This window comes from Streptomyces sp. NBC_00075, from assembly GCF_045041225.1.
Classification (GTDB): domain Bacteria; phylum Actinomycetota; class Actinomycetes; order Streptomycetales; family Streptomycetaceae; genus Streptomyces; species Streptomyces adonidis.
Genome location: NZ_CP108243.1, coordinates 4,248,738 through 4,268,615, shown reverse-complemented (window position 1 = coordinate 4,268,615; position 19,878 = coordinate 4,248,738). Strand labels below are relative to the sequence as shown.

General features: G+C 70.6%; 23 protein-coding genes and 3 tRNA genes. 22 read left to right on the top strand and 4 right to left on the bottom strand.

Features of this window, described 5'->3' with window-relative positions; all coding sequences use genetic code 11:
• The first annotated feature begins 5 nt into the window (after nt 1–5).
• The 13 genes from OG787_RS18315 (at nt 6) to OG787_RS18255 (ending at nt 12,009) form a co-directional block, all read left to right on the top strand.
• Entirely contained in the window at nt 6–428 is a 423-nt protein-coding gene (locus OG787_RS18315) for an NADH-quinone oxidoreductase subunit A (protein ID WP_369036402.1), read from the top strand.
• Nucleotides 419–1,039, top strand: a complete 621-nt coding sequence (locus OG787_RS18310) for an NADH-quinone oxidoreductase subunit B (protein ID WP_369036403.1) — start codon at nt 419–421, stop codon at nt 1,037–1,039. The genes OG787_RS18315 and OG787_RS18310 overlap by 10 nt, the downstream gene beginning before the upstream one ends.
• A complete protein-coding gene (locus tag OG787_RS18305) occupies nt 1,036–2,139 on the top strand; it encodes an NADH-quinone oxidoreductase subunit C (RefSeq protein ID WP_405535752.1) in 1,104 nt (367 codons plus the stop codon). Before OG787_RS18310 ends, OG787_RS18305 begins: the two co-directional genes overlap by 4 nt.
• Entirely contained in the window at nt 2,136–3,104 is a 969-nt protein-coding gene (locus tag OG787_RS18300; RefSeq protein ID WP_369036405.1) for an NADH-quinone oxidoreductase subunit H, read from the top strand. Before OG787_RS18305 ends, OG787_RS18300 begins: the two co-directional genes overlap by 4 nt.
• A complete protein-coding gene (locus tag OG787_RS18295) occupies nt 3,104–3,685 on the top strand; it encodes an NADH-quinone oxidoreductase subunit I (protein ID WP_369036407.1) in 582 nt (193 codons plus the stop codon). The genes OG787_RS18300 and OG787_RS18295 overlap by 1 nt, the downstream gene beginning before the upstream one ends.
• A complete protein-coding gene (locus OG787_RS18290; RefSeq protein ID WP_405535751.1) occupies nt 3,682–4,377 on the top strand; it encodes an NADH-quinone oxidoreductase subunit J in 696 nt (231 codons plus the stop codon). The genes OG787_RS18295 and OG787_RS18290 overlap by 4 nt, the downstream gene beginning before the upstream one ends.
• Nucleotides 4,377–4,784 carry an NADH-quinone oxidoreductase subunit NuoK gene (nuoK, locus tag OG787_RS18285; protein ID WP_405535750.1) on the top strand — a complete coding sequence of 136 codons (408 nt, stop codon included), beginning with the start codon at nt 4,377–4,379 and terminating at the stop codon, nt 4,782–4,784. Before OG787_RS18290 ends, nuoK begins: the two co-directional genes overlap by 1 nt.
• Nucleotides 4,781–6,775, top strand: coding sequence for an NADH-quinone oxidoreductase subunit L (locus OG787_RS18280; RefSeq protein ID WP_405535749.1), 1,995 nt, complete (start codon nt 4,781–4,783; stop codon nt 6,773–6,775). The genes nuoK and OG787_RS18280 overlap by 4 nt, the downstream gene beginning before the upstream one ends.
• A gap of 6 nt (nt 6,776–6,781) precedes the next feature.
• The gene (locus OG787_RS18275; protein ID WP_405535748.1) at nt 6,782–8,359 is read left to right on the top strand and encodes an NADH-quinone oxidoreductase subunit M; all 1,578 of its coding nucleotides are present in this window, start codon (nt 6,782–6,784) and stop codon (nt 8,357–8,359) included.
• The gene (locus tag OG787_RS18270; protein WP_405535747.1) at nt 8,356–9,879 is read left to right on the top strand and encodes an NADH-quinone oxidoreductase subunit N; all 1,524 of its coding nucleotides are present in this window, start codon (nt 8,356–8,358) and stop codon (nt 9,877–9,879) included. The genes OG787_RS18275 and OG787_RS18270 overlap by 4 nt, the downstream gene beginning before the upstream one ends.
• 163 nt (nt 9,880–10,042) lie before the next feature.
• Entirely contained in the window at nt 10,043–10,906 is an 864-nt protein-coding gene (htpX, locus tag OG787_RS18265; RefSeq protein ID WP_369036413.1) for a zinc metalloprotease HtpX, read from the top strand.
• Nucleotides 10,903–11,298, top strand: coding sequence for a YccF domain-containing protein (locus tag OG787_RS18260; protein WP_369036414.1), 396 nt, complete (start codon nt 10,903–10,905; stop codon nt 11,296–11,298). The genes htpX and OG787_RS18260 overlap by 4 nt, the downstream gene beginning before the upstream one ends.
• A 132-nt stretch (nt 11,299–11,430) precedes the next feature.
• Nucleotides 11,431–12,009: an SMI1/KNR4 family protein gene (locus tag OG787_RS18255; RefSeq protein WP_369036415.1), complete on the top strand. Its 579-nt coding sequence runs from the start codon at nt 11,431–11,433 to the stop codon at nt 12,007–12,009.
• A gap of 35 nt (nt 12,010–12,044) precedes the next feature.
• On the opposite strand, the gene OG787_RS18250 is transcribed toward OG787_RS18255, so the two are convergent.
• A complete protein-coding gene (locus OG787_RS18250) occupies nt 12,045–13,316 on the bottom strand; it encodes an APC family permease (protein WP_405535746.1) in 1,272 nt (423 codons plus the stop codon).
• Between the two features lie 199 nt (nt 13,317–13,515).
• On the opposite strand from OG787_RS18250, the gene OG787_RS18245 reads away from it, so the two are divergent.
• Nucleotides 13,516–13,782, top strand: a complete 267-nt coding sequence (locus tag OG787_RS18245; protein WP_235479946.1) for a GlsB/YeaQ/YmgE family stress response membrane protein — start codon at nt 13,516–13,518, stop codon at nt 13,780–13,782.
• 95 nt (nt 13,783–13,877) lie between these two features.
• Here the strand turns inward: OG787_RS18245 and OG787_RS18240 are convergent, their stop codons facing one another.
• Nucleotides 13,878–14,366: a YajQ family cyclic di-GMP-binding protein gene (locus tag OG787_RS18240; protein ID WP_235475569.1), complete on the bottom strand. Its 489-nt coding sequence runs from the start codon at nt 14,364–14,366 to the stop codon at nt 13,878–13,880.
• A gap of 235 nt (nt 14,367–14,601) precedes the next feature.
• Here OG787_RS18240 and OG787_RS18235 point away from each other — a divergent pair.
• Nucleotides 14,602–14,683, top strand: a tRNA-Tyr gene (locus OG787_RS18235).
• 92 nt (nt 14,684–14,775) lie between these two features.
• Nucleotides 14,776–15,018, top strand: coding sequence for a hypothetical protein (locus OG787_RS18230; protein ID WP_369036417.1), 243 nt, complete (start codon nt 14,776–14,778; stop codon nt 15,016–15,018).
• A 31-nt stretch (nt 15,019–15,049) separates the two neighbouring features.
• Here OG787_RS18230 and OG787_RS18225 read toward each other — a convergent pair whose 3' ends face one another.
• Entirely contained in the window at nt 15,050–15,706 is a 657-nt protein-coding gene (locus OG787_RS18225; RefSeq protein WP_369036418.1) for an SDR family oxidoreductase, read from the bottom strand.
• Between the two features lie 65 nt (nt 15,707–15,771).
• Nucleotides 15,772–17,013, bottom strand: a complete 1,242-nt coding sequence (locus tag OG787_RS18220) for an amidohydrolase family protein (protein ID WP_369036419.1) — start codon at nt 17,011–17,013, stop codon at nt 15,772–15,774.
• 312 nt (nt 17,014–17,325) lie between these two features.
• Between OG787_RS18220 and OG787_RS18215 the strand changes: the two genes are divergently transcribed.
• From OG787_RS18215 to OG787_RS18190, 6 genes are all read left to right on the top strand, one after another.
• Nucleotides 17,326–17,398: transfer RNA gene (locus OG787_RS18215), tRNA-Thr, on the top strand.
• A 46-nt stretch (nt 17,399–17,444) separates the two neighbouring features.
• Nucleotides 17,445–17,517 (top strand) — tRNA-Met (locus OG787_RS18210).
• Nucleotides 17,518–17,605: 88 nt separating this feature from the next.
• Complete coding sequence (rpmG, locus tag OG787_RS18205; protein ID WP_003948671.1) at nt 17,606–17,770, top strand: 50S ribosomal protein L33; 165 nt, start codon at nt 17,606–17,608, stop codon at nt 17,768–17,770.
• Between the two features lie 110 nt (nt 17,771–17,880).
• Nucleotides 17,881–18,345, top strand: coding sequence for a MaoC family dehydratase N-terminal domain-containing protein (locus tag OG787_RS18200; RefSeq protein WP_369036420.1), 465 nt, complete (start codon nt 17,881–17,883; stop codon nt 18,343–18,345).
• Nucleotides 18,345–18,773: a MaoC family dehydratase gene (locus tag OG787_RS18195; RefSeq protein ID WP_405535745.1), complete on the top strand. Its 429-nt coding sequence runs from the start codon at nt 18,345–18,347 to the stop codon at nt 18,771–18,773. Before OG787_RS18200 ends, OG787_RS18195 begins: the two co-directional genes overlap by 1 nt.
• 16 nt (nt 18,774–18,789) lie before the next feature.
• A complete protein-coding gene (locus OG787_RS18190) occupies nt 18,790–19,875 on the top strand; it encodes a UDP-N-acetylmuramate dehydrogenase (RefSeq protein WP_405540519.1) in 1,086 nt (361 codons plus the stop codon).
• Nucleotides 19,876–19,878: the final 3 nt, after the last annotated feature.

The following is a 19,878-nucleotide window of genomic DNA, read 5'->3' as shown; positions in this document are numbered from 1 at the left end:
CGGACGTGCAGGTACCGACCGCCACCGCCACGACGGAGCACACGCAGTACGTCGTGGCGTCGGAGTACTTCCGCTCCTACTCCGTCGTCGGCCTGCTCGCCGTCGTCGGGGTGCTCTTCGTCGCGGTCGCCTTCGGGGCCGGCCGCCTGCTGCGCCCCGTGGTCCCGACCCCCGAGAAGCTCATGACGTACGAGTGCGGTGTCGACCCCGTCGGCGAGGGCTGGGCCCACACCCAGGTCCGCTACTACGTCTACGCCTTCCTCTACGTCATCTTCGCCGTCGACTCGATCTTCCTGTTCCCCTGGGCCACCGTCTTCGCCGCCCCGGGCTACGGCGCGACCACCCTCGTCGAGATGTTCATCTTCCTCGGCTTCCTGGCCGTTGGCCTGCTCTACGCATACAAGAAGGGCGTCCTGACATGGACGTGACGCCAGAAACGAATTCACGGGAATCGGTTCCCGTGCTGCTGCCGGAGCCGAAACGGCTGGGCGCCCTCGCCCGCCTGGCCCCCGAACCGATGAAGGTGGTCCTGAACTGGGGCCGCCGCTACTCGCTCTGGGTCTTCAACTTCGGCCTCGCCTGCTGCGCCATCGAGTTCATCGCCGCGTCCATGGCCCGCCACGACTTCATCCGCCTCGGCGTGATCCCCTTCGCCCCAGGCCCCCGCCAGGCCGACCTGATGGTGGTCTCGGGCACGGTCACGGACAAGATGGCCCCGGCGGTACGCCGCCTCTACGAACAGATGCCCGAGCCGAAGTACGTCATCTCCTTCGGCGCGTGCAGCAACTGCGGCGGCCCCTACTGGGACTCCTACTCCGTGACCAAGGGCGTCGACCAGATCATCCCGGTCGACGTCTACGTCCCCGGCTGCCCGCCCCGCCCCGAGGCCCTCCTCCAGGGCATCCTCAAACTTCAGGAGAAGATCGCCCGCGAGTCCCTGGGCGAGCGGTACGCGTCCGCCCGATCGACCCGCCCGTCCCCGGCCGCACTCCAGAGCCCCCTGGTGCAGCCGCCGGCCGCAGGGGAGTCGAAGAGATGACGGCAACCGGCTGGCTGCCCGCCCCCACCGAGGACCTCTTCGGTACGGAGGCCACCGCCGAGGAGTCCTACGACGTCCTGACCGTCGACGTACCCCCGACCTCCTGGACGGCGGCCCTGGAGACAGCGCGCGACCGTCTCTCCTGCACCTACTTCGACTGGCTCAGCGCGGTCGACGAACCGGGCACCGGCTTCCGCGTCGCAGCCCACGTGGTCGCCCTCTCCCCGGTCCGCCGCCTCCTCGTACGCACGACAGTCCCGCACGAGTCCCCCGTACTCCCCTCCCTCGTGGACGTCTACGCTGGCGCCGCCTGGCACGAGCGCGAGACCCACGAAATGTTCGGCGTACGTTTCGAGGGCCACCCGGGCCTGGACCACCTCCTTCTCCCGGAGACCTTCGAGGGCCACCCCCTCCGCAAGGACTTCGTCCTGGCGGCCCGCGTAGCCAAGGCCTGGCCGGGCGCCAAGGAACCGGGGGAGTCGGAGCACGGCGGCCCCAAGCGCCGCCAGATGCTCCCACCGGGCGTCCCCGACCCCAACGAATGGGGCCCCCTGAAGGGCCAACTCCCCCCGGCCCCGACCCGCCCGACCCGAGCAGCCGCCGGCCGCACGCCCGCCGACCGCCCGCCACGCCGCACCCGCACGACCTCGGAAGGCTCAGCAAGCCAAGCCCCGGCGGGCCAGCCCCCGGCGGGTCCGGCAAGCCAGCTCCCGGCAGACCCGTCCCCGGCAGCCCCGGCGGGCCAGACCCCGGCGGGCTCGCCCCCGGCAACGGAGGGCACCCCCACGGAGGCCGCCCCGCCGGCCACCCCCCGCCGGTCGCGCAGCGCAAGCCAGGGCTCGGCGTCGCAGCGCCCCCAGACACCGCCGACCGAGGCCGCCGCTCCCGAGCCCCCGCCGACAGAGGCACCCAAGCCACCCCCCACGGCGGACGCCCCCTGGCACCACGCCCGCCCCGCCTTCGACGAGCCCACGCCGAAAGCCCCTGAACCGACCGAGGCCCCCGAACCGACCGAGGCTCCTGCACCGGAAACCCCGGCCCCGGGCGACCCCGCCCCCGAAAAGGGCACCCCCGAGAACCCCCCAGGAGGCTCGCAGTGAACGACGCGCTCGACGTCGCCCTGCGACTCCTGATCGTCTTCGTCGTCTTCCTCACCTTCCCCCTGATCGTCGGTCAGACCGAGCACAAGGTGATGGCCCATATGCAGGGCCGCCTCGGCCCGATGTACGCCGGTGGCTTCCACGGCTGGGCCCAACTCGTCGCCGACGGCGTCAAGTTCGCCCAGAAGGAAGACATCGTCCCGGCCGGAGCCGACCGCCGTATCTTCCAACTGGCCCCGGCCGTGGCCCTCCTCCCGTACCTCCTCGTCCTCCTCGCCATTCCGATCGGCCCGGGCGAGGGCGCCGTCGGCGAGGTCGTCGACGCGGGCATCTTCTTCGTCCTCGCCGTCATGGGCGTCGGCGTCCTCGGCTCGCTGATGGCCGGCTGGGCGTCGGCCAACAAGTTCTCCCTCCTCGGCGGCCTACGCACCGCCGCCCAACTCCTCGCCTACGAACTCCCGATGCTGCTGACCGCCGCCTCGGTCGCGATGGCCGCCGGCACGGTCTCGCTCCCCGGCATCGTCGACGCCTTCGAGTGGTGGTGGCTGCCCTGGCAGATCGTCGGCGCGATCGTCTTCTTCGTCGCCGGCCTCGCCGAACTCCAGCGGCCCCCCTTCGACATGCCGGTGGCCGACTCGGAGATCATCTTCGGGGCCTACACCGAGTACACCGGCCTTCGCTTCGCTCTCTTCCTCCTCGCCGAGTACGCCGGGATCGTCGTCCTGTGCGGCCTCACCACCGTCCTCTTCCTGGGCGGCTGGCACGGCCCCTGGTCCGCCGACGGCCTCGGCTGGGTCTGGACCCTCCTCAAGACAGCCGTCCTCGCCTTCGTCGTCATCTGGCTGCGCGTCACCTACCCGCGCCTGCGCGAGGACCAGCTCCAGAAGCTCGCCTGGACCCTCCTCGTCCCCCTTTCCCTCGCTCAGATCGCCCTCACCGGCATCGTCAAGGTGGTGATCTCCTAGTGGCCCCCATCCCTGGCTCAGGCCTGGCCAAGGGCCTGGCCGTCACCCTGCGCACGATGACGAAGAAGACCGTCACCGCGCAGTACCCGGACGCCCAGCCCGACCTCCCGCCCCGCAGCCGCGGAGTCATCGGCCTCTTCGAGGAGAACTGCACGGTCTGCATGCTGTGCGCCCGCGAGTGCCCGGACTGGTGCATCTACATCGACTCCCACAAGGAGACCGTCCCGGCCGCCGCTCCCGGTGGCCGCGAGCGCAGCCGCAACGTCCTCGACCGTTTCGCCATCGACTTCTCCCTCTGCATGTACTGCGGTATCTGCATCGAGGTGTGCCCCTTCGACGCCCTCTTCTGGTCCCCGGAGTTCGAGTACGCCGAGACCGACATCCACGAACTCACCCACGAGCGCGACAAGCTCCGCGAGTGGATGTGGACGGTCCCGGCCCCGCCCGCCCTCGACCCCGCGGCCGAGGAACCGAAGGAGATCGCGGCGGCCCGCAAAGCGGCGGAGAAGCTGGCGGCCACCCAGCCCGAACCGCAGGAGACCGAACCCCAGCAGACCGAACCGCAGGAGGGGAACTCGTGAGCCTTGCCGCAGCCGCCGCGACGGCAGCACGCACCACGACCGCCGCCTCCGAAACCCACGGCTTCCTCTCCCCGACCGGCGTCGAGATCGCCTTCCTCCTCGTCGGCCTGGTCACCTTCGGCGCCGCGCTCGTCACCGTCACCACCCGGCAGCTGGTGCACGCCGCCCTGTGGCTGGTGGTGACCCTCGGCGGCCTCGCCGTCGAATACCTCCTCCTCACAGCCGAGTTCATCGCCTGGGTACAGGTCCTCATCTATGTCGGTTCCGTCGTCGTCCTCCTTCTCTTCGGTCTGATGCTCACCAGGGCCCCCATCGGACGCTCCCCGGACGCCGACTCCGGCAACCGCTGGGCCGCCCTCGCCGTGGCCCTCTCCTCGGCCGCCGCCCTGGTCTGGGTCGTCGTCGACGCCTTCCGCACGACCTGGATCGACCTGGACGGAGCCGCCGCCGGCTCCACCGCCGTCACCGGTGCGAGCCTCTTCCAGAACTGGGTCCTGCCCTTCGAGGCCCTCTCCGTCCTTCTCCTCGCGGCCCTGGTCGGGGCGATCGTCCTGTCCCGCAAGACGAAGGCGGAGTCGAGCTCTCCCCCTGTGAACTCCCGAGCCGTGACCGGTAGTTCCCCCTCTGTCCCGGATTCCCGGAATCACCCGATCGGGCGAAACAACCCGGCTGAGCAGGACGGTGCCCACTGATGCACCTCGCCTATCCCGCCGTACTCGCCGCCCTCCTTTTCTCCACGGGCCTCTACGGCGTCCTCGCCCGCCGCAACGCGATCCTGGTCCTGATGTCCGTCGAGCTGATGCTCAACGCCGTCAACCTCAACCTGGTCGCCTTCGACGTCTGGCTCAGCAGGACCGCCCGCGAGACCCTGCACTCCGGCCAGGCCCTCACCCTGTTCACCATCGCCATCGCGGCCGCCGAGATCGGCATCGGCCTGGCGATCGTCCTCGCCGTCCACCGCAACCGGGGCACCGCCGACATCGACAAGCTCCGCGACACAGCCGAGCCGCACGGCCCCGACGAAGCCACCGGCACGGACGCCACGGACAGCACGGACGGCACGGCATCGGAAGACGAGAAGGCTGAGGCCACCGCGTGACCACGACCACCCTCGCCGTCCTCGTCCCCCTCCTTCCGTTCCTGGGCGCCGCGGCCGGTCTGCTCCTGGGCCGCACGGCCCCCGGCTTCGTACGCCCCCTCGCCGTACTGCCCACCCTCACGGCGCTCGCCCTCGCCGTGGTCGTCGCCGTACGCCAGGGCGGCGACCGGGCCGTCGACGCCGCCACCGAGCTGACACCCACCGGCTCGGTCCCCGTCGAACTCGCCCTGTACATCGACGGCTTCGCCGCCCTCGTCGCCGTCCTGGTCGGCCTGGTCGCGACCTGTGTGCAGATCTACTCGACGGGCTATCTGCGCGACGATCCGCGCTACCCCTCGTACGCCGCTCTCGTCTCCCTCTTCACCTCCGCGATGCTGCTCGTCGTCTACTCCGGCGACCTGATGGTGCTGCTGGTCGGCTGGGAGATCATGGGCATCTGCTCGTACTTCCTGGTCGGCCACTACTGGGAGACCCCGGAGGCCCGCGCCGCCTCCCTCAAGGCCTTCCTCGTCACCAAACTCGGTGATGTCCCCTTCCTGATCGGCCTGTTCGCGCTCGCCACCGACGCCGGGTCCTTCCGGATCACGAAGATCCTCGGCACCGTCGCGACCGGCGGCCTCGACCACCCCACACTGGTCGCCCTGCTGCTCCTGGCCGGCGTGGCGGGAAAGTCGGCGCAGTTCCCGCTGCACACCTGGCTCCCCGACGCGATGGCGGGCCCCACTCCCGTCTCCGCGCTGATCCACGCCGCGACGATGGTCGCCGCCGGTGTCTACTTCGTCGCCCGGCTCCTCCCGGTCTTCGCGGCCTCCTCGGCCGCACTGGTCGTCCTCGCCGTCATGGCCGCCGTCACGATGGCCGGCTCCGCCCTCGCCGCCCTCGCCCAGGACGACATCAAGCGCGTCCTCGCCTACTCGACGATCGGCCAGCTCGGCTACATGACCGGCGCCCTCGCCGTCGGCGACCGCGGTGCCGCCGTCTTCCACCTCCTCACCCACGGCGCCTTCAAGGCGCTGCTGTTCCTCGCGGCCGGCGTGATCATCCACGCCGCCGGCACCAACTCACTGGCCGCCATGTCCCGCATGGGCAACCTGCGCGCCCGCGTCCCCGACGCCTACTGGACGATGACCGTGGCGCTCCTCGCCCTCGCCGCGATCCCGCCCTTCAGCGGCTTCTTCTCCAAGGAGTCCGTCCTCGGCGCCGCCGAACACGTCTCCACCGGCCACGCCGAGGGCATCCCGGATGCCGCAGGCTGGATCGTCCTCGTCGCCGGTCTGGTCTCGGCCCTGCTCACCGCCGCCTACGCGACCCGCCTGTGGCTGCTCGCCTTCCGGGGCAAGGGCGCCGAAGCCCCCGACCACGGCAGGCAGCCCGTCGCGATGACCGCCGTGCTCTGGGTGCTCGCGATCCCCTCCCTCGCCCTGGGCGGGTTCGCCTACGGCAGGCTGCCCGACTGGTTCGACGGCCACGACCTGACCCCGACCCTCACCACGTCCGTCCTCGGCACGGGAGTGGCCCTGGTCGGCGGCATCGTCACCTACGGAGCCTGGCGCCACACCACCGCTCTGGCGGCCCGAGTCCCCCTGGGCGCTGTCGCGGCCCATCCGGACGCGGACGGCGGCCTGGTCGAGGCCGAGGCCATCGCCACCCACACCCCCGCCTACGGAGACATGGCCGGCGCACCCGACCCGGCGGACCCAGGCCGACTCCTGCTCGGCCCGCTGCACCGCCACGCGGCCGTCGGCTTCCACCTGGACGCCCTGTACACGGTGCTGTTCGTCCGCCCGGTACAGGCCGGCGCCACCCTCGTCCGGTTCCTCGACCGAGAGGTCGTCGACACCTACGTACGCGGCGCGAGCGCCGTGCCCCGCCTGCTGGGTGCCGCCGTACGGCGCGCCCAGACCGGCAACGTACAGACCTATGTGAGCGCGCTGCTCGCCGGCACCGTCGTCCTGGTGGTCGCCGTCCTCCTCGTCGCCACGGGAGCGTGAGCAGGCGTGATCGATATCAACGAGTCAGTGATGCAGTTCCTTCTGGCATTCCTCGTCGTGGGCCCGCTCATCGGGGCCGTCGCCGCTCTCCTGCCGGCCCCGCCCGGGCTGAAGGGGAAGTCGCCGGAGCAGGCCGTGCTGCGGCACGGCGTGACCGTCACCGGTGCGGTGCTCATCGCCGCGATCGTCCTCGCGCTCGGCTTCGACCATGACCATCCGTCGAAGATGCAGGCCACGACCGACATCAGCTGGATTCCCGCACTCGACGTGCGGATCCACCTCGGCGTCGACGGCATTTCCCTCCCCCTTCTGGTCCTGACCGCGCTCCTGACCTTCCTCTGCGCGCTCTACTCCTACTTCAAGCTCCCCGCAGGCCCCTCCCCGAAGGCCTTCGTCGCACTCCTGCTCGTCCTGGAGTCCGGCACCCTCGCGACCTTCGCCGTCCTCGACCTGCTGCTGTTCTTTCTCGCCTTCGAGATGGTGCTCATCCCGATGTACTTCCTCATCGCCCGCTGGGGCGGCGAGCAACGGACCCGGGCGGCCTGGAAGTTCATCCTCTACACCCTGCTCGGATCCGTCGTCATGCTGCTGGGCCTGCTCCTGATCGGGATCAAGGCGGGCACGTTCGACATCATGGCACTCACCACTGACAACGGCCCTGGACTGAGCACATCCGTGCAGGTCACCGCCGCTTTGGCGATCGGGATCGGACTCGCGGTCAAGACGCCGATGTGGCCGCTGCACAGCTGGCTGCCGGACGCCCACACCGCCGCCCCGACCGTCGGCTCGGTCCTGCTGGCGGGCGTCCTGCTCAAGATGGGCACGTACGGGTTCGTGCGCATCCTGTTGCCGATCACACCCGACGGATTCCGGACCTTCGCGCCCTACCTCGCCGCCTTCGCCGTCGTCGGGATCATCTACGGCTCCCTGGCCTGCCTGGCCCTCGCCCGGCAGGGCGCGAAGGGCGACCTCAAGCGGCTCATCGCCTACTCCTCCGTCGGCCACATGGGCTTCGTGCTCCTCGGCATCTCGACCATGACCCCGACCGGCGTCAACGGCGCGCTCTTCGCCAACATCGCCCACGGCCTCATCACCGGCCTCCTCTTCTTCCTGGTCGGCGCGCTGAAGGACCGCACGGGCACCTCCGACCTCGACACCCTCGCCGACCGCACCGGCGCCGCCCTCTACGGCCGCGCCCCGCGCCTCGGCGGCCTCGTGGCCTTCGCCGCCGTCGCCTCGCTCGGACTTCCCGGCCTCGCCGGGTTCTGGGGCGAGATGCTGGCCCTGTTCGGCGCCTTCGACCCCGCCGACGACCTCAGCCGCCCCGCCTTCCTCACCTTCACGGCGATCGCCGCGTTCGGCACCCTGCTCACCGCCGCGTACATGCTCGTCGTCGTACGCCGCGTCTGCATGGGCGCCGCCCCACAACCGGACGCCCCCCAGCTCGCCGACGTACAGACGTACGAATTCGCGGCCTGGACCCCGCTCGTCGCCCTCACCGTCGTCGCCGGACTGTGGCCGAAGGCCCTCCTCGGGCTGACCGACCCGGCCGTGCAGCAGCTCCTTTCCGGAGGCCCCCGATGAGCGCCCTGGCCCAGTCCACGGCTCAGTCCGTCGTCCAGTCCGTCGACTGGCTCGCCATCGCACCGCCCACCCTCGCGGCCGTCGTGGGGCTCGCCGTGCTGGTCGCGGACCTGTTCATCGGCGGCAACAAGAAGGCGGTCCTCGGCTGGACCTCGGTCGCAGGTCTGACTGCCTCCGCGCTCCTCCTGCTGCCCCTCCTGGACGGCGACCGCGCCACCTTCTGTCTCACCGGCAGCACGGACGTCTGTAGCTACACGGCGGACCGCTTCACCCTCGTCATCCAGTTCCTGGTGCTGGGCGGTGCGCTGCTCGCCGCCCTCCTCTCGGTCACCGCCCTCAAGGACGCCGACCGAGGACTCCCCGAAGGGGAGTACTGGTTCCTGCTGCTGTCCTCCGCCGCCGGAGCGGCTCTCCTGCCCGCCTCCCGCGACCTCGCGACCCTGATCGTCGCCCTGGAGGTCGCCTCCCTGCCCGCCTTCGCCCTCGTCGGCATCCGGCACGGCGACCGCAAGTCCTCCGAAGCGGCCCTGAAGTTCTTCCTGTCCTCCGTGACCGCCACCGCGGTCAGCCTCATGGGCATCAGCTTCGTGTACGCGTCCACCGGCACCCTCTACCTCACCGAGATCGCCGACCGCATCCAGGACGTCGACCCACAACTCCACACCCTCGCCCAGGCGGGCGTCGTCCTCACCCTCATCGGCTTCGCCTTCAAGACGGCCGCCGTGCCCTTCCACTTCTGGGTACCCGACACCTACGTGGGGGCGCCCCTGCCGATCGCCGCCTATCTGTCGGTCGTCGGCAAGGCCGTCGGCTTCTCCGGCCTGATCCTCGTCACCGTCGTCGCCTTCCCGTCGTACGCCGACGTCTGGGGCCCCGCACTGGCAGCCCTGGCCGCACTCACCATGACCGTCGGCAACGTCGGCGCCCTGCGCCAGCAGGCCACGCGCGCGTACAGCGCGGTACGCCTCCTCGCCTGGTCCTCCGTCGGCCAGGCCGGCTACCTCCTGGTCCCGATCGCCGCCGCCGCGTACTCCGACGACCCCCAGAAGTCGATCGGCTCCACCGTCGCGTACGCCCTCATGTACGCCGCCGTGAACCTCGGCGCCTTCGCGGTTGCGGCCCTGGTGGCCCGTACGAAGCCCCTGAACCGCGTCAGCGACTACCGCGGCCTGTACGCCACCCGCCCCGTGGCAGCGCTCGTCCTGGGCTTCTTCCTGTTGTGCCTCGCCGGACTGCCGCCGGGCATCGTCGGCCTCTTCGCGAAGGTCACCGTCTTCTCCGCAGCCGTTGACGCCGGACTCGGCTGGCTGGCCGTCATCATGGCCGTCAACGTGGTGATCGCCCTCTTCTACTACCTCCAGTGGACGGCCCTGCTCTTCCGCACCCCAGAGGGAGCCGAGGAACGCCACCGCGCCCCGGCCCCCCTCACGGCCGCGATCGCCCTGACAGCCGTCCTCGGCATCGCCCTCTCCGGCGCACCCCAACTGGTACTGCGCTTCGCCGACACCGGACTCTTCTGACCCGCCGCGACCGCACGCGCGCGTGGCCCCTCACCCGAACGGCCCACGCGCGCCTGCGCGCACGCAAGGGAACTGCGAACCCTCGCCTGGCGTTGACCAGTACAGAAGGGTCCACTGGACCTGACACCAGGGTTCCCCTGCCGCACCACTTGGAGGGCGTACCGTGCACCGCCGGCACAACGGGCTCAGGACAGCCGTACTCCTCGGGGGACTGTCCGCACTCATCATCGTCATCGGCAGCTTCTTCGGCCGTACGGGCCTCGTGATCGCACTCTTCATCGCGATCGGTACGAACGCGTACGCGTACTGGAACAGCGACAAGCTGGCTCTACGCGCGATGCGCGCCCGCCCGGTGAGCGAATTCGAGGCCCCGGCCCTGTACCGCATGGTCCGCGACCTCTCCACCCAGGCCCGCCAGCCCATGCCGCGCCTGTACATCTCGCCGACCGAGGCACCGAACGCGTTCGCGACGGGCCGCAACCCGCGCAACGCGGCCGTGTGCTGCACCGAGGGCATCCTGCGGATCCTGGACGAACGTGAGCTGCGCGGCGTCATCGGCCATGAGCTGAGCCATGTCTACAACCGCGACATCCTCATCTCGTCGGTCGCGGGCGCCCTGGCCTCCGTGATCATGTTCCTGGTCAACTTCGCCTGGCTGATCCCGATCGGCCGCTCGAACGACGACGACGGTCCCGGCATCCTCGGCATGCTGTTGATCATGATCCTGGGCCCGCTCGCGGCCACCCTGATCCAACTGGCCATCAGCCGCTCCAGAGAGTACGAGGCCGACGCGTCGGGCGCCCAGCTCACCGGCGACCCGCTGGCCCTCGCGAGCGCCCTGCGCAAACTGGAAGTGGGCACGAAACAACTCCCGTTGCCCCCTGAGCCGCGGATCGAGACCGCGAGCCACATGATGATCGCGAACCCCTTCCGCCCAGGCCAGGGACTCTCCAAGATGTTCTCCACGCACCCGCCGATGGCGGAGCGCATCGCCCGGCTCGAAAAGATGGCAGGTCGCCCCCAGTGAAGACAATCCTCAACATCATCTGGCTCGTCCTGAGCGGCTTCTGGCTGTTCCTCGGCTATGTGCTGGCGGGCGCGCTGCTCTGCATCACGGTCATCGGCATTCCGTTCGGCATCGCCGCTTTCCGTATCGGCGTGTACGCCCTCTGGCCCTTCGGCCGTACGACGGTCGAGCGTCGCGACGCGGGTGCCCCCTCCTGCATCGGCAACGTGCTGTGGCTGGTCCTCGCGGGCTGGTGGCTCGCGCTGGCCCATGTCGTCACCGGTGTTCTGCTGTGCATCACGATCATCGGTATCCCGTTCGGCTTCGCCAACTTCAAGCTCATCCCGGTCTCCCTGATGCCGCTCGGCCGCGAAATCGTGCCGACGGACCAGCCGTTCAGCTCGCGCTGGTAGTCCGGCCGGAGGAGGGGAAACGGTCGGCACCTGCCCGACCGTTTTCCACAGGCTGCCGGTGGGCTCCCGTCCCGGCCCGCCGGTTGTCCACAGGCCCGCCCGATTGTCAGTGGCGGCCTGCATCATGAATCCATGACCGAGATCGAGCAGTTGCTGACACGGGTGGCGGCCGAGGCCCGCAACACCCGGCCGTGGGGCTGGCCTTCACTTCCCGCCCCCGTGGACACGGCCACGCTCGACCGCGCCGAGACCGCCCTCGGCTTCCCCCTGCCACCGCTCTTGGCCGCGCTCTATCTCCGGATAGGAGACGGCGGATTCGGCCCGGAATACGGCCTGTTGCCCCTGCTCGACAGTGCGCCCGCAGGCGAGCCGGCCGTCGTCGCCCAGTACCTCGCCAACCGCGAGGAGGCCCGCAAGGACCCGGACTGGCCCTGGCCCGAGGGCATCCTGCCGATATCCCACTGGGGCTGCGGAATGTACGCGTGTGTGGACTGCCGTACGCCCGAAGGCGCCGTCCTGCTCTTCGAGCCGAACGCCGACGACGCCGACCACGCGTGGTACACCGACGCCCCGGGCCTCGCGGAGTGGCTGCGGGCCTGGCTCGACGGCACGGGCTGGTACGAGGAACTCAACGCCGACATGGATCTGGAGCCCTGGCCCGACCTCCGCATACGCACGGCGACAGCGACACCGCCGGTCCAGGCTCCGTAACCGAGTAACCGACCCGAGTTCCGTCAGCGGTGAGGTCAGGCCGACGACCCCGAAGCCGGCCACCACCGCCGCCGCACGCCGTACACGACCGCCCCCAGACCCAGCACACCCGTGCCCACGACCACCGACACCCCCGGAAGCGCGAACGCCAGCGTCACGCAACCGAGAAGCCCCAGCGCCGGCACCACCCGCGACGCCGGCGCCGAACTCAGTGTCCAGGCGGAGGCGTTGGCCACCGCGTAGTACGCCAGCACCCCGAAGGAGGAGAAGCCGACAGCACCCCGTACGTCCACCGTCGCGGCCAGCACCGCGACCACCGCACCCACGGCCAACTCGGCCCGGTGAGGCACCTGGAAGCGCGGATGCACGGCGGCCAGGGCACCGGGCAGATGACGGTCACGGGCCATGGCCAGCGTCGTCCGTGAGACACCCAGGATCAGGGCGAGCAGCGAGCCGAGCGCGGCCACGGCGGCACCGGCCCGTACGACAGGAACCAGCCCCGGTACACCCGCCGCCCGGACCGCGTCGGCCAGTGGGGCGGTCGCCTGGCCGAGACCGCTCGACCCCAGCACGGAAAGGACAGCCACCGCCACCGCTGTGTACACCACCAGCGTGATGCCCAGCGCCGAGGGGATCGCGCGGGGGATGGTGCGCGCGGGATCCCGGACCTCCTCGCCGAGGGTCGCGATCCGGGCGTACCCGGCGAACGCGAAGAACAGCAGCCCGGCCGCCTCAAGCACTCCGCCCACACCACCGGACGCCCCGACGTCCAGCCGGCCGGCGTCGGCGGCGTCCGAGCCCAGGCACACCACCACGACGGAAGCGAGGACAGCCAGGACCACCGCCACGATCGTCCGCGTCAGCCAGGCGGCCTTCTGGACGCCGCGGTAGTTCACCGCGGTCAGCGCCACCACGGCCGCGACCGCCACCGCGTGCGCCTGCCCCGGCCAGACGTACGCGCCCACGGTGAGCGCCATCGCCGCACAGGAGGCCGTTTTCCCGACGACGAACGACCAGCCCGCGAGATAGCCCCAGAAGTCGCCGAGCCGCTCACGCCCGTACACGTAGGTGCCGCCCGAGGCGGGGTAGCGGGCGGCCAGCCGGGCGGACGACATGGCGTTGCAGTAGGCGACCACGGCCGCCGCGCCGAGCCCGAGCAGCAGCCCGGACCCGGCCGCGCGTGCTGCGGGTCCCAGGGCTGCGAAGACGCCTGCCCCGATCATCGAACCGAGCCCGATGACCACGGCGTCCCCGACGCCAAGGGTGCGTCGCAGTTCGGCGGACGATTCCGCACCGGGCTGTGTCATGAGCCGCACCCTACTGACCGGTGCAACCGCCGGGCAGCGCGTTGACGTCGTGTACAGCAACGCGACACCAACAACGCACCAACACGAACGCACCGGCACCAGCCCGGCGAAGCCGACCGGCGGGATCACGCCACCAGAGGTCGACGAAGTCACAGTGCCGGGACAGTTCGAGCACAGCACAGAGGGGCAGGTTCACGGCATGAGCATTATCGGCTGGATCATCCTGGGGCTGTTGGCCGGGGCCATCGCCAAGTTCCTGCTGCCGGGGCGCGACCCGGGCGGCTTCATCGGCACGACGGTCATCGGCGTCGCGGGCGCGTTCATCGGTGGCTGGATCTCGGCGCGCTTCCTCGACCACCCCATCAGTAAGGACTTCTACGACGGCACCACGTGGGCGGCGGCGATCGGCGGCTCGCTCGTGCTGCTGGTCGCGTACCGCATCCTGTTCGGCAACTCGCGCGACTGAGCGCGCACCTGGTCCGCAGCCGGCAGTAAGGGAGGGGTGGGCGCCGTGCAGCGCCCACCCCTCGTCAACTCGTCAGTTCATCAACCGCTCATGGACTACCGGTAGTTCACGAACTGAAGCGCGAAGTCGAAGTCCTTGCCCTTGAGCAGTGCCTGCACGGCCTGAAGGTCGTCGCGGCTCTTCGAGCTGACGCGCAGCTCGTCGCCCTGGACCTGGGCCTTCACGCCCTTGGGGCCCTCGTCACGGATGATCTTCGCGACCTTCTTCGCGTTGTCCTGGGAGATGCCCTCCTCGATCGAGGCGAAGAGCTTGTACTCCTTGCCGGAGAGCTGCGGCTCACCGGCGTCCAGGGCCTTCAGCGAGATGCCGCGCTTGATCAGCTTGGTCTCGAACACATCGAGGACCGCTTTGACCCGCTCCTCGGAGTTCGCCTCCATGAGGATCTTCTCGCCGGACCACGAGATCGAGGCACCCACGCCCTTGAAGTCGTAGCGCTGGGAGATCTCCTTGGCGGCCTGGTTGAGGGCGTTGTCGACCTCCTGCCGCTCGACCTTCGAGACGATGTCGAAACTGGAGTCGGCCATGTCCTGTGGCTCCTTGTATGGGGTGCTTGTCGGGATCTGTGGGTTGCGATTCGGCATGCGTGGGGGCAGCAGCCGAGCCCGGCGTACGTCCCGGGCCGCATCCGCATAAGCCTAGCCACCCCTTACCCCCCGAGCGCCGCTCAATCGAGTGGCGAAGCACCCCTGTGCATCGGGTATCGTTTACGTCGTTGCCACGGAGCACCGCCGAAAAGCGGTTCGAAGGGCAGCAAACCTTGGCGGTGTGCCCGAGCGGCCAAAGGGAGCAGACTGTAAATCTGCCGGCTCAGCCTACCCAGGTTCGAACCCTGGCGCCGCCACGTTGAAGGCCCTCTTTTCTCTGCGGGAACGTAGAGAAAAGAGGGCCTTTTCGTTGTCGGCGCGGGCCTGGGTCATGAGGGAGAGTGGCCCCATGTCATCGATGTCACGGTCGTCGTTCGCGTCGTCGTCCCGTCGTCGGCACTGTCCCGAGTGCCGGCGGGAGATCGCTGTCGTCGCCGGGAGGTTCGCGCGGCACGATCCGCCGGGGGCCCGGGGGAGCGGTGAACTCGTCTCGTGCCCCGGGTCTCGGCGGCAGGCGGAACTCGGGGCGGCCCAGCCCTCGTTGGACGGGTACGTCGTCCCCGAATTCCCCGGCCAGCTGCCCCTCTTCTGATCTTCAGATCTTCCGGCCCGTCGCCCACTTCTCAGTTGCCCGCCACCGACTTCACCGCCACCGAGACCGGCATCGAGCCGCTGATCAGCTCCAGGGTCAGGCCCGCCGTCGCCGGGGTGTCCAGGAGTTCCGTGAGGACTGCGGCCACGTCGTCGCGGGGGATCGCGCCGCGTCCCGTGTCCGCCTCCAGGCGTACGCGGCCCGTGCCGGCGTCGTTCGTCAGGGCGCCGGGGCGCAGGATCGTCCAGTCGAGCGCGTCCAGGCCGCTGACGTAGGCGTCCGCCTCGCCCTTCGCGCGCTGGTAGACGTCGAAGACGTCGTCGCCCGGGTGGGCCGGGTCGGCGCCCATCGACGACACGACCAGGTGCCTGCGTACCCCCGCCCGGACCGCCGCGTCCGCGAACAGCACCGCCGCGCCCCGGTCCACCGTGTCCTTGCGGGCCGTGCCGCTGCCCGGGCCCGCGCCCGCCGCGAAGACCGCCGCGTCGGCGCCCCGCAGCAGCTCCGCGACCTCCTCCACCGACGCCGACTCCAGGTCGCACACGACGGGTTCCGCGCCGGCCGCCCGCAGATCGTCGCCCTGTTCGGGGCGGCGGACGATGCCCGCGACCTCGTCACCGCGCGCGGCGAGCAGACGCTCCAGCCGCAGCGCGATCTGACCATGACCTCCAGCTATGACAATGCGCATGCCTTCGACCGTACGCCCGGACCGCCCCGTTCGCCGCACAGCTCCCACAGGGGCCCGCACTCACCTCACGACAACTCCGTACGCCCCTGCCTCGGCAGATCCAGGGGCGCCGCTGCCGGGGTGTTGCAGTACTCCCGTACCGCGCTCGTCCGTGCCACAACGCGCCCCCTGTGCACCACGATTCGGCTGTAGGCCAGGGACAGCGCGCCGGCCAGGCGGTCGCCCCGGACCGCCAGGAGTTCCGCCGGGAAGCCCGCCTCCACGCGGACTTCCGGCAGGCCGAGCACGGCCCGCGCAGACGTGCTCACGGTGTCGTACGCCTCCTCCGGGCGCAGACCGTGACGGGAGGCGAGCAGGTACGCCGCCTCCAGGGGGTCCCCGCGGCCCACCGGGTTCGCCACGTCCCGCAGCGCGCCGCTGCCCGCCGCAACCCGGACCCCGGCCGCCCGCAGCAGTCGTACCGGAGCCGTCGCACGGCGCTCGGCGCCCCCGCAGCCGCCCTGCGGGAGGCACGCCACCGTCACGCCCGCCGCCGCCAGCTGGTCCGCGGCTCGCGAGGCCACCTCGGCGGGCAGCCGACCGAGGCCGCCGCAGGGGCCGATCATCACACCGGGACGCAGACCGCCCGCCATCGCGGCGAGGCGGGCCAGCCGGGCCGGGTCGTCACCGTCCGTGTGCAGATCGACCGGGCAGCCGTGCTCGGAGGCGACCTCCAGGACCGCCTCGACATAGCCGGTCGGATCGGGGTCGCGGTCCGGGCAGCCGCCCACCACCGACGCGCCCATCTTCACCGCGTCCCGCAGCATCGCAAGACCGTCCGCCCCGGCGGCGCCGGTCAGCACCCGAGGCATGGCCACCGCCGTCAGCTCGGCGAGGCCGCGCAACGCCCGCCGCGCCTGTAGTACGGCGGCCAGCGCGCCAAGTCCCGGTACGTCGCCGATCCGCACGTGCGAGCGCGATGCCGTGGCGCCGTGCCCGAGTTGCAGCAGCGCGGCCTCCGTGGCCCGGCGCTGGACGTCCTGCGGGTCGTACGAGACCGGGCCGTCGGCATCGGCGGACAGGGCCGTGTCGCCGTGGGCGTGCGGCTCGGCGGGGGCCGGCAGGAGGAGGTAGCCGCTGAGGTCCACGCGAGTGGCGTACGCGCTGAGGCTGCCGACCGTGCCGACCGCCTCGATACGACCGCCGCCCAGCCGTACGTCCACGGTCCGGCCGTCGGTGAGACGCGCGCCGCAGAGGAGGAGCGCCGCCGGATCGCCCGAGGAAGCGGGCGACGAGGAGTGGGGCGGCTGCGGCTGGCTGTCGGGCATCGCGCTCCTGTGCTCGGGGGCGGCTGCGCGCAAGAGAGGACACAAGATCACGCAGAGTGAGTCGAGCCTAGGGCGGGCATCCGTCCGTGTTGCGGAGGAGCGGAATAGTCGTACCGGTGTGGTCCGCCGGATGGGAAAGATCCCTGGCGAGGGGGTGTGCGAGCGGTTGCGGGAGGGGGGCCTCGGGGCTCCTGGGGGAGGGGATTTCGGCGTGCGGGCGGAGCGCTGAACGAGGGCCGGAACAGGGCGGGACGGCGGCCGCGAAACGGATTTGGGTGAACGGCAGCCGAGCGTGTAATGTCTTCATCGCTCGCCCCAATAGCTCAGTCGGTAGAGCGTCTCCATGGTAAGGAGAAGGTCTACGGTTCGATTCCGTATTGGGGCTCTGGTGTGGTAGGTCCCCGTCGCAAGGCGGGGTCCGATCGCATCGCAGCGGTGTAGCTCAGTCGGTAGAGCAAGCGGCTCATAATCGCTGTGTCACCGGTTCAAGTCCGGTCACCGCTACTGACAGTAGCCGATTGCGGGGTCGGTCCTTCGATCGGCTACTCTTTTATGCGTTCATCGTCCCATCCGTTCGTCAAGGAGCACTCCTGTGGCTGCCACCGACGTCCGCCCGAAGATCACGCTGGCCTGCGTGGAGTGCAAGGAGCGGAACTACATCACCAAGAAGAACCGGCGTAACAACCCGGACCGACTGGAGATGAAGAAGCACTGCCCGCGTTGCAATGCGCACACCGCGCACCGCGAAACGCGATAGTTAAATCAGGCTCGTACGTCGAGGCCGTCCCCTGTTGGTTGGGGGGCGGCCTCGCGTCGTTGCATCACTCAGAACGTCGCTCAGGACATCACTCAGGAGGTGCCGAGTCCATGGCGCTCGACCAGTCCTTCGTGGGGCGGTCCTATCCGCCCACCGAGCCCTATGAGGTCGGCCGGGAGAAGATTCGCGAGTTCGCGGTGGCGGTGGGTGACACCAACCCCGTGTACACGGATCCCGAGGCCGCCAAGGCCTTCGGCCATCCCGATGTGATCGCCCCGCCGACCTTTGTGTTCGCCATCACCTTCAAGGCGGCGGGAGACGTCGTGGCGGACCCGCGGCTCGGCCTGGACTACAGCCGAGTGGTGCACGGCGACCAGAAGTTCGCCTACGTCCGCCCCGTCCGCGCGGGCGACCGGCTCACCGTCACCTCGACCATCGAGACCATCAAGTCCATGGCCGGCAACGAGATCATCGACATCCGCGGCGAGGTCCACGACGAGGCGGGCGAGCACGTCGTGACCGCCTGGACCAAGCTCGTCGCTCGCGCGGCGGCCCCCGAGGAGGGCGAGGCCTGATGGCGACGCAGATCGCTTACGACGAGGTCGAGGTCGGCACCGAACTGCCCGCCCAGACCTTCCCCGTGACCCGCGCCACCCTCGTCCAGTACGCGGGCGCCTCCGGGGACTTCAACCCCATCCACTGGAACGAGAAGTTCGCGGTCGAGGTCGGTCTGCCCGACGTCATCGCGCACGGCATGTTCACCATGGCCGAGGCGATCCGCGTCGTCACCGACTGGGTCGGCGACCCGGGCGCGGTCGTCGAGTACGGCGTCCGCTTCACCAAGCCGGTCGTCGTCCCCAACGACGACAAGGGCGCAACGATCGAGGTCAGCGGCAAGGTCGGCGCCAAGCTCGACGACAACAAGGTCCGCGTCGACCTCCTCGCCGTGTGCGCGGGGCAGAAGGTGCTGGGCATGTCCCGGGCCGTCGTTCAGCTGGGCTGAGCACGGCAGGCGGGCACTGTCAGTGGGGTCTCGTAGTCTTGGGCGCGTGCAGGAAATCCACGACGCTCCCCTCGCCCCGCTGACCACCTTCCGGCTCGGCGGCCCCGCGGACCGGCTGATCACGGCGACGACCGACGCCGAGGTGATCGCCGCCGTCCGCGAGGCCGACGACTCCGGGACCCCGCTCCTGGTCATCGGCGGCGGCTCCAACCTGGTCATCGGCGACAAGGGGTTCGCGGGGACGGCTCTGCGGATCGCCACGACCGGCTTCGACCTCGACGGCACGGGGCTGGAGCTGGCCGCCGGCGAGGTGTGGACCGATGCCGTCGCACGCACGGTCGAGGCGGGGCTCGCCGGGATCGAGTGCCTCGCGGGGATTCCCGGCTCCGCGGGTGCGACGCCGATCCAGAACGTGGGGGCGTACGGCCAGGAGGTGTCCTCGACGATCACCGAGGTCGTCGCCTACGACCGGATCGCCCGCGAGACGGTCACCCTCACGGGCGCCGACTGCGCCTTCTCGTACCGCCACAGCCGCTTCAAGGCCGACCCCGAGCGCCATGTCGTCCTGCGCGTCCGCTTCGCCCTGGAGGACGCGGACGGGCTGTCGGCGCCCCTGAAGTACGCCGAGACGGCCCGTGCCCTCGGCGTCGAGCCCGGCGAGCGGGTACCCCTGGACGCGGCCCGCGAGACCGTGCTGAAGCTCCGCGCGGGCAAGGGCATGGTCCTGGACCCCGAGGACCACGACACCTGGTCCGCCGGGTCCTTCTTCACCAACCCGATCCTCACGCCCGCCGAGTTCGCCGCCTTCCACGCGCGCGTGGCGGAGCGGCTCGGCGCCGACGCCGTACCGCCCGCCTACCCGGCGGAGGAGGGCTGCACCAAGACGTCGGCGGCCTGGCTGATCGACAAGGCCGGCTTCACCAAGGGGTACGGCACCGGACCCGCCCGTATCTCCACCAAGCACACCCTGGCCCTCACCAACCGGGGCCAGGCCACCACCGAGGACCTGCTCGCCCTCGCCCGCGAGGTCGTCGCCGGGGTCCGGGACGCCTTCGGGGTCACCCTCGTCAACGAACCGGTGACGGTCGGCGTCAGCCTCTGAGGG

Coding starts and splice junctions, on each gene's coding strand:
- nuoK (WP_405535750.1), top strand. CDS start 4,377: ATGCACCTCGCCTATCCCGCCGTACTCGCCGCCCTCCTTTTCTCCACG.
- OG787_RS18250 (WP_405535746.1), bottom strand. CDS start 13,316: ATGACACAGCCCGGTGCGGAATCGTCCGCCGAACTGCGACGCACCCTT.
- OG787_RS18310 (WP_369036403.1), top strand. CDS start 419: ATGGACGTGACGCCAGAAACGAATTCACGGGAATCGGTTCCCGTGCTG.
- OG787_RS18220 (WP_369036419.1), bottom strand. CDS start 17,013: ATGCCCGACAGCCAGCCGCAGCCGCCCCACTCCTCGTCGCCCGCTTCC.
- OG787_RS18195 (WP_405535745.1), top strand. CDS start 18,345: ATGGCGACGCAGATCGCTTACGACGAGGTCGAGGTCGGCACCGAACTG.
- OG787_RS18200 (WP_369036420.1), top strand. CDS start 17,881: ATGGCGCTCGACCAGTCCTTCGTGGGGCGGTCCTATCCGCCCACCGAG.
- OG787_RS18255 (WP_369036415.1), top strand. CDS start 11,431: ATGACCGAGATCGAGCAGTTGCTGACACGGGTGGCGGCCGAGGCCCGC.
- OG787_RS18225 (WP_369036418.1), bottom strand. CDS start 15,706: ATGCGCATTGTCATAGCTGGAGGTCATGGTCAGATCGCGCTGCGGCTG.
- OG787_RS18245 (WP_235479946.1), top strand. CDS start 13,516: ATGAGCATTATCGGCTGGATCATCCTGGGGCTGTTGGCCGGGGCCATC.
- OG787_RS18305 (WP_405535752.1), top strand. CDS start 1,036: ATGACGGCAACCGGCTGGCTGCCCGCCCCCACCGAGGACCTCTTCGGT.
- OG787_RS18230 (WP_369036417.1), top strand. CDS start 14,776: ATGTCATCGATGTCACGGTCGTCGTTCGCGTCGTCGTCCCGTCGTCGG.
- OG787_RS18240 (WP_235475569.1), bottom strand. CDS start 14,366: ATGGCCGACTCCAGTTTCGACATCGTCTCGAAGGTCGAGCGGCAGGAG.
- OG787_RS18270 (WP_405535747.1), top strand. CDS start 8,356: ATGAGCGCCCTGGCCCAGTCCACGGCTCAGTCCGTCGTCCAGTCCGTC.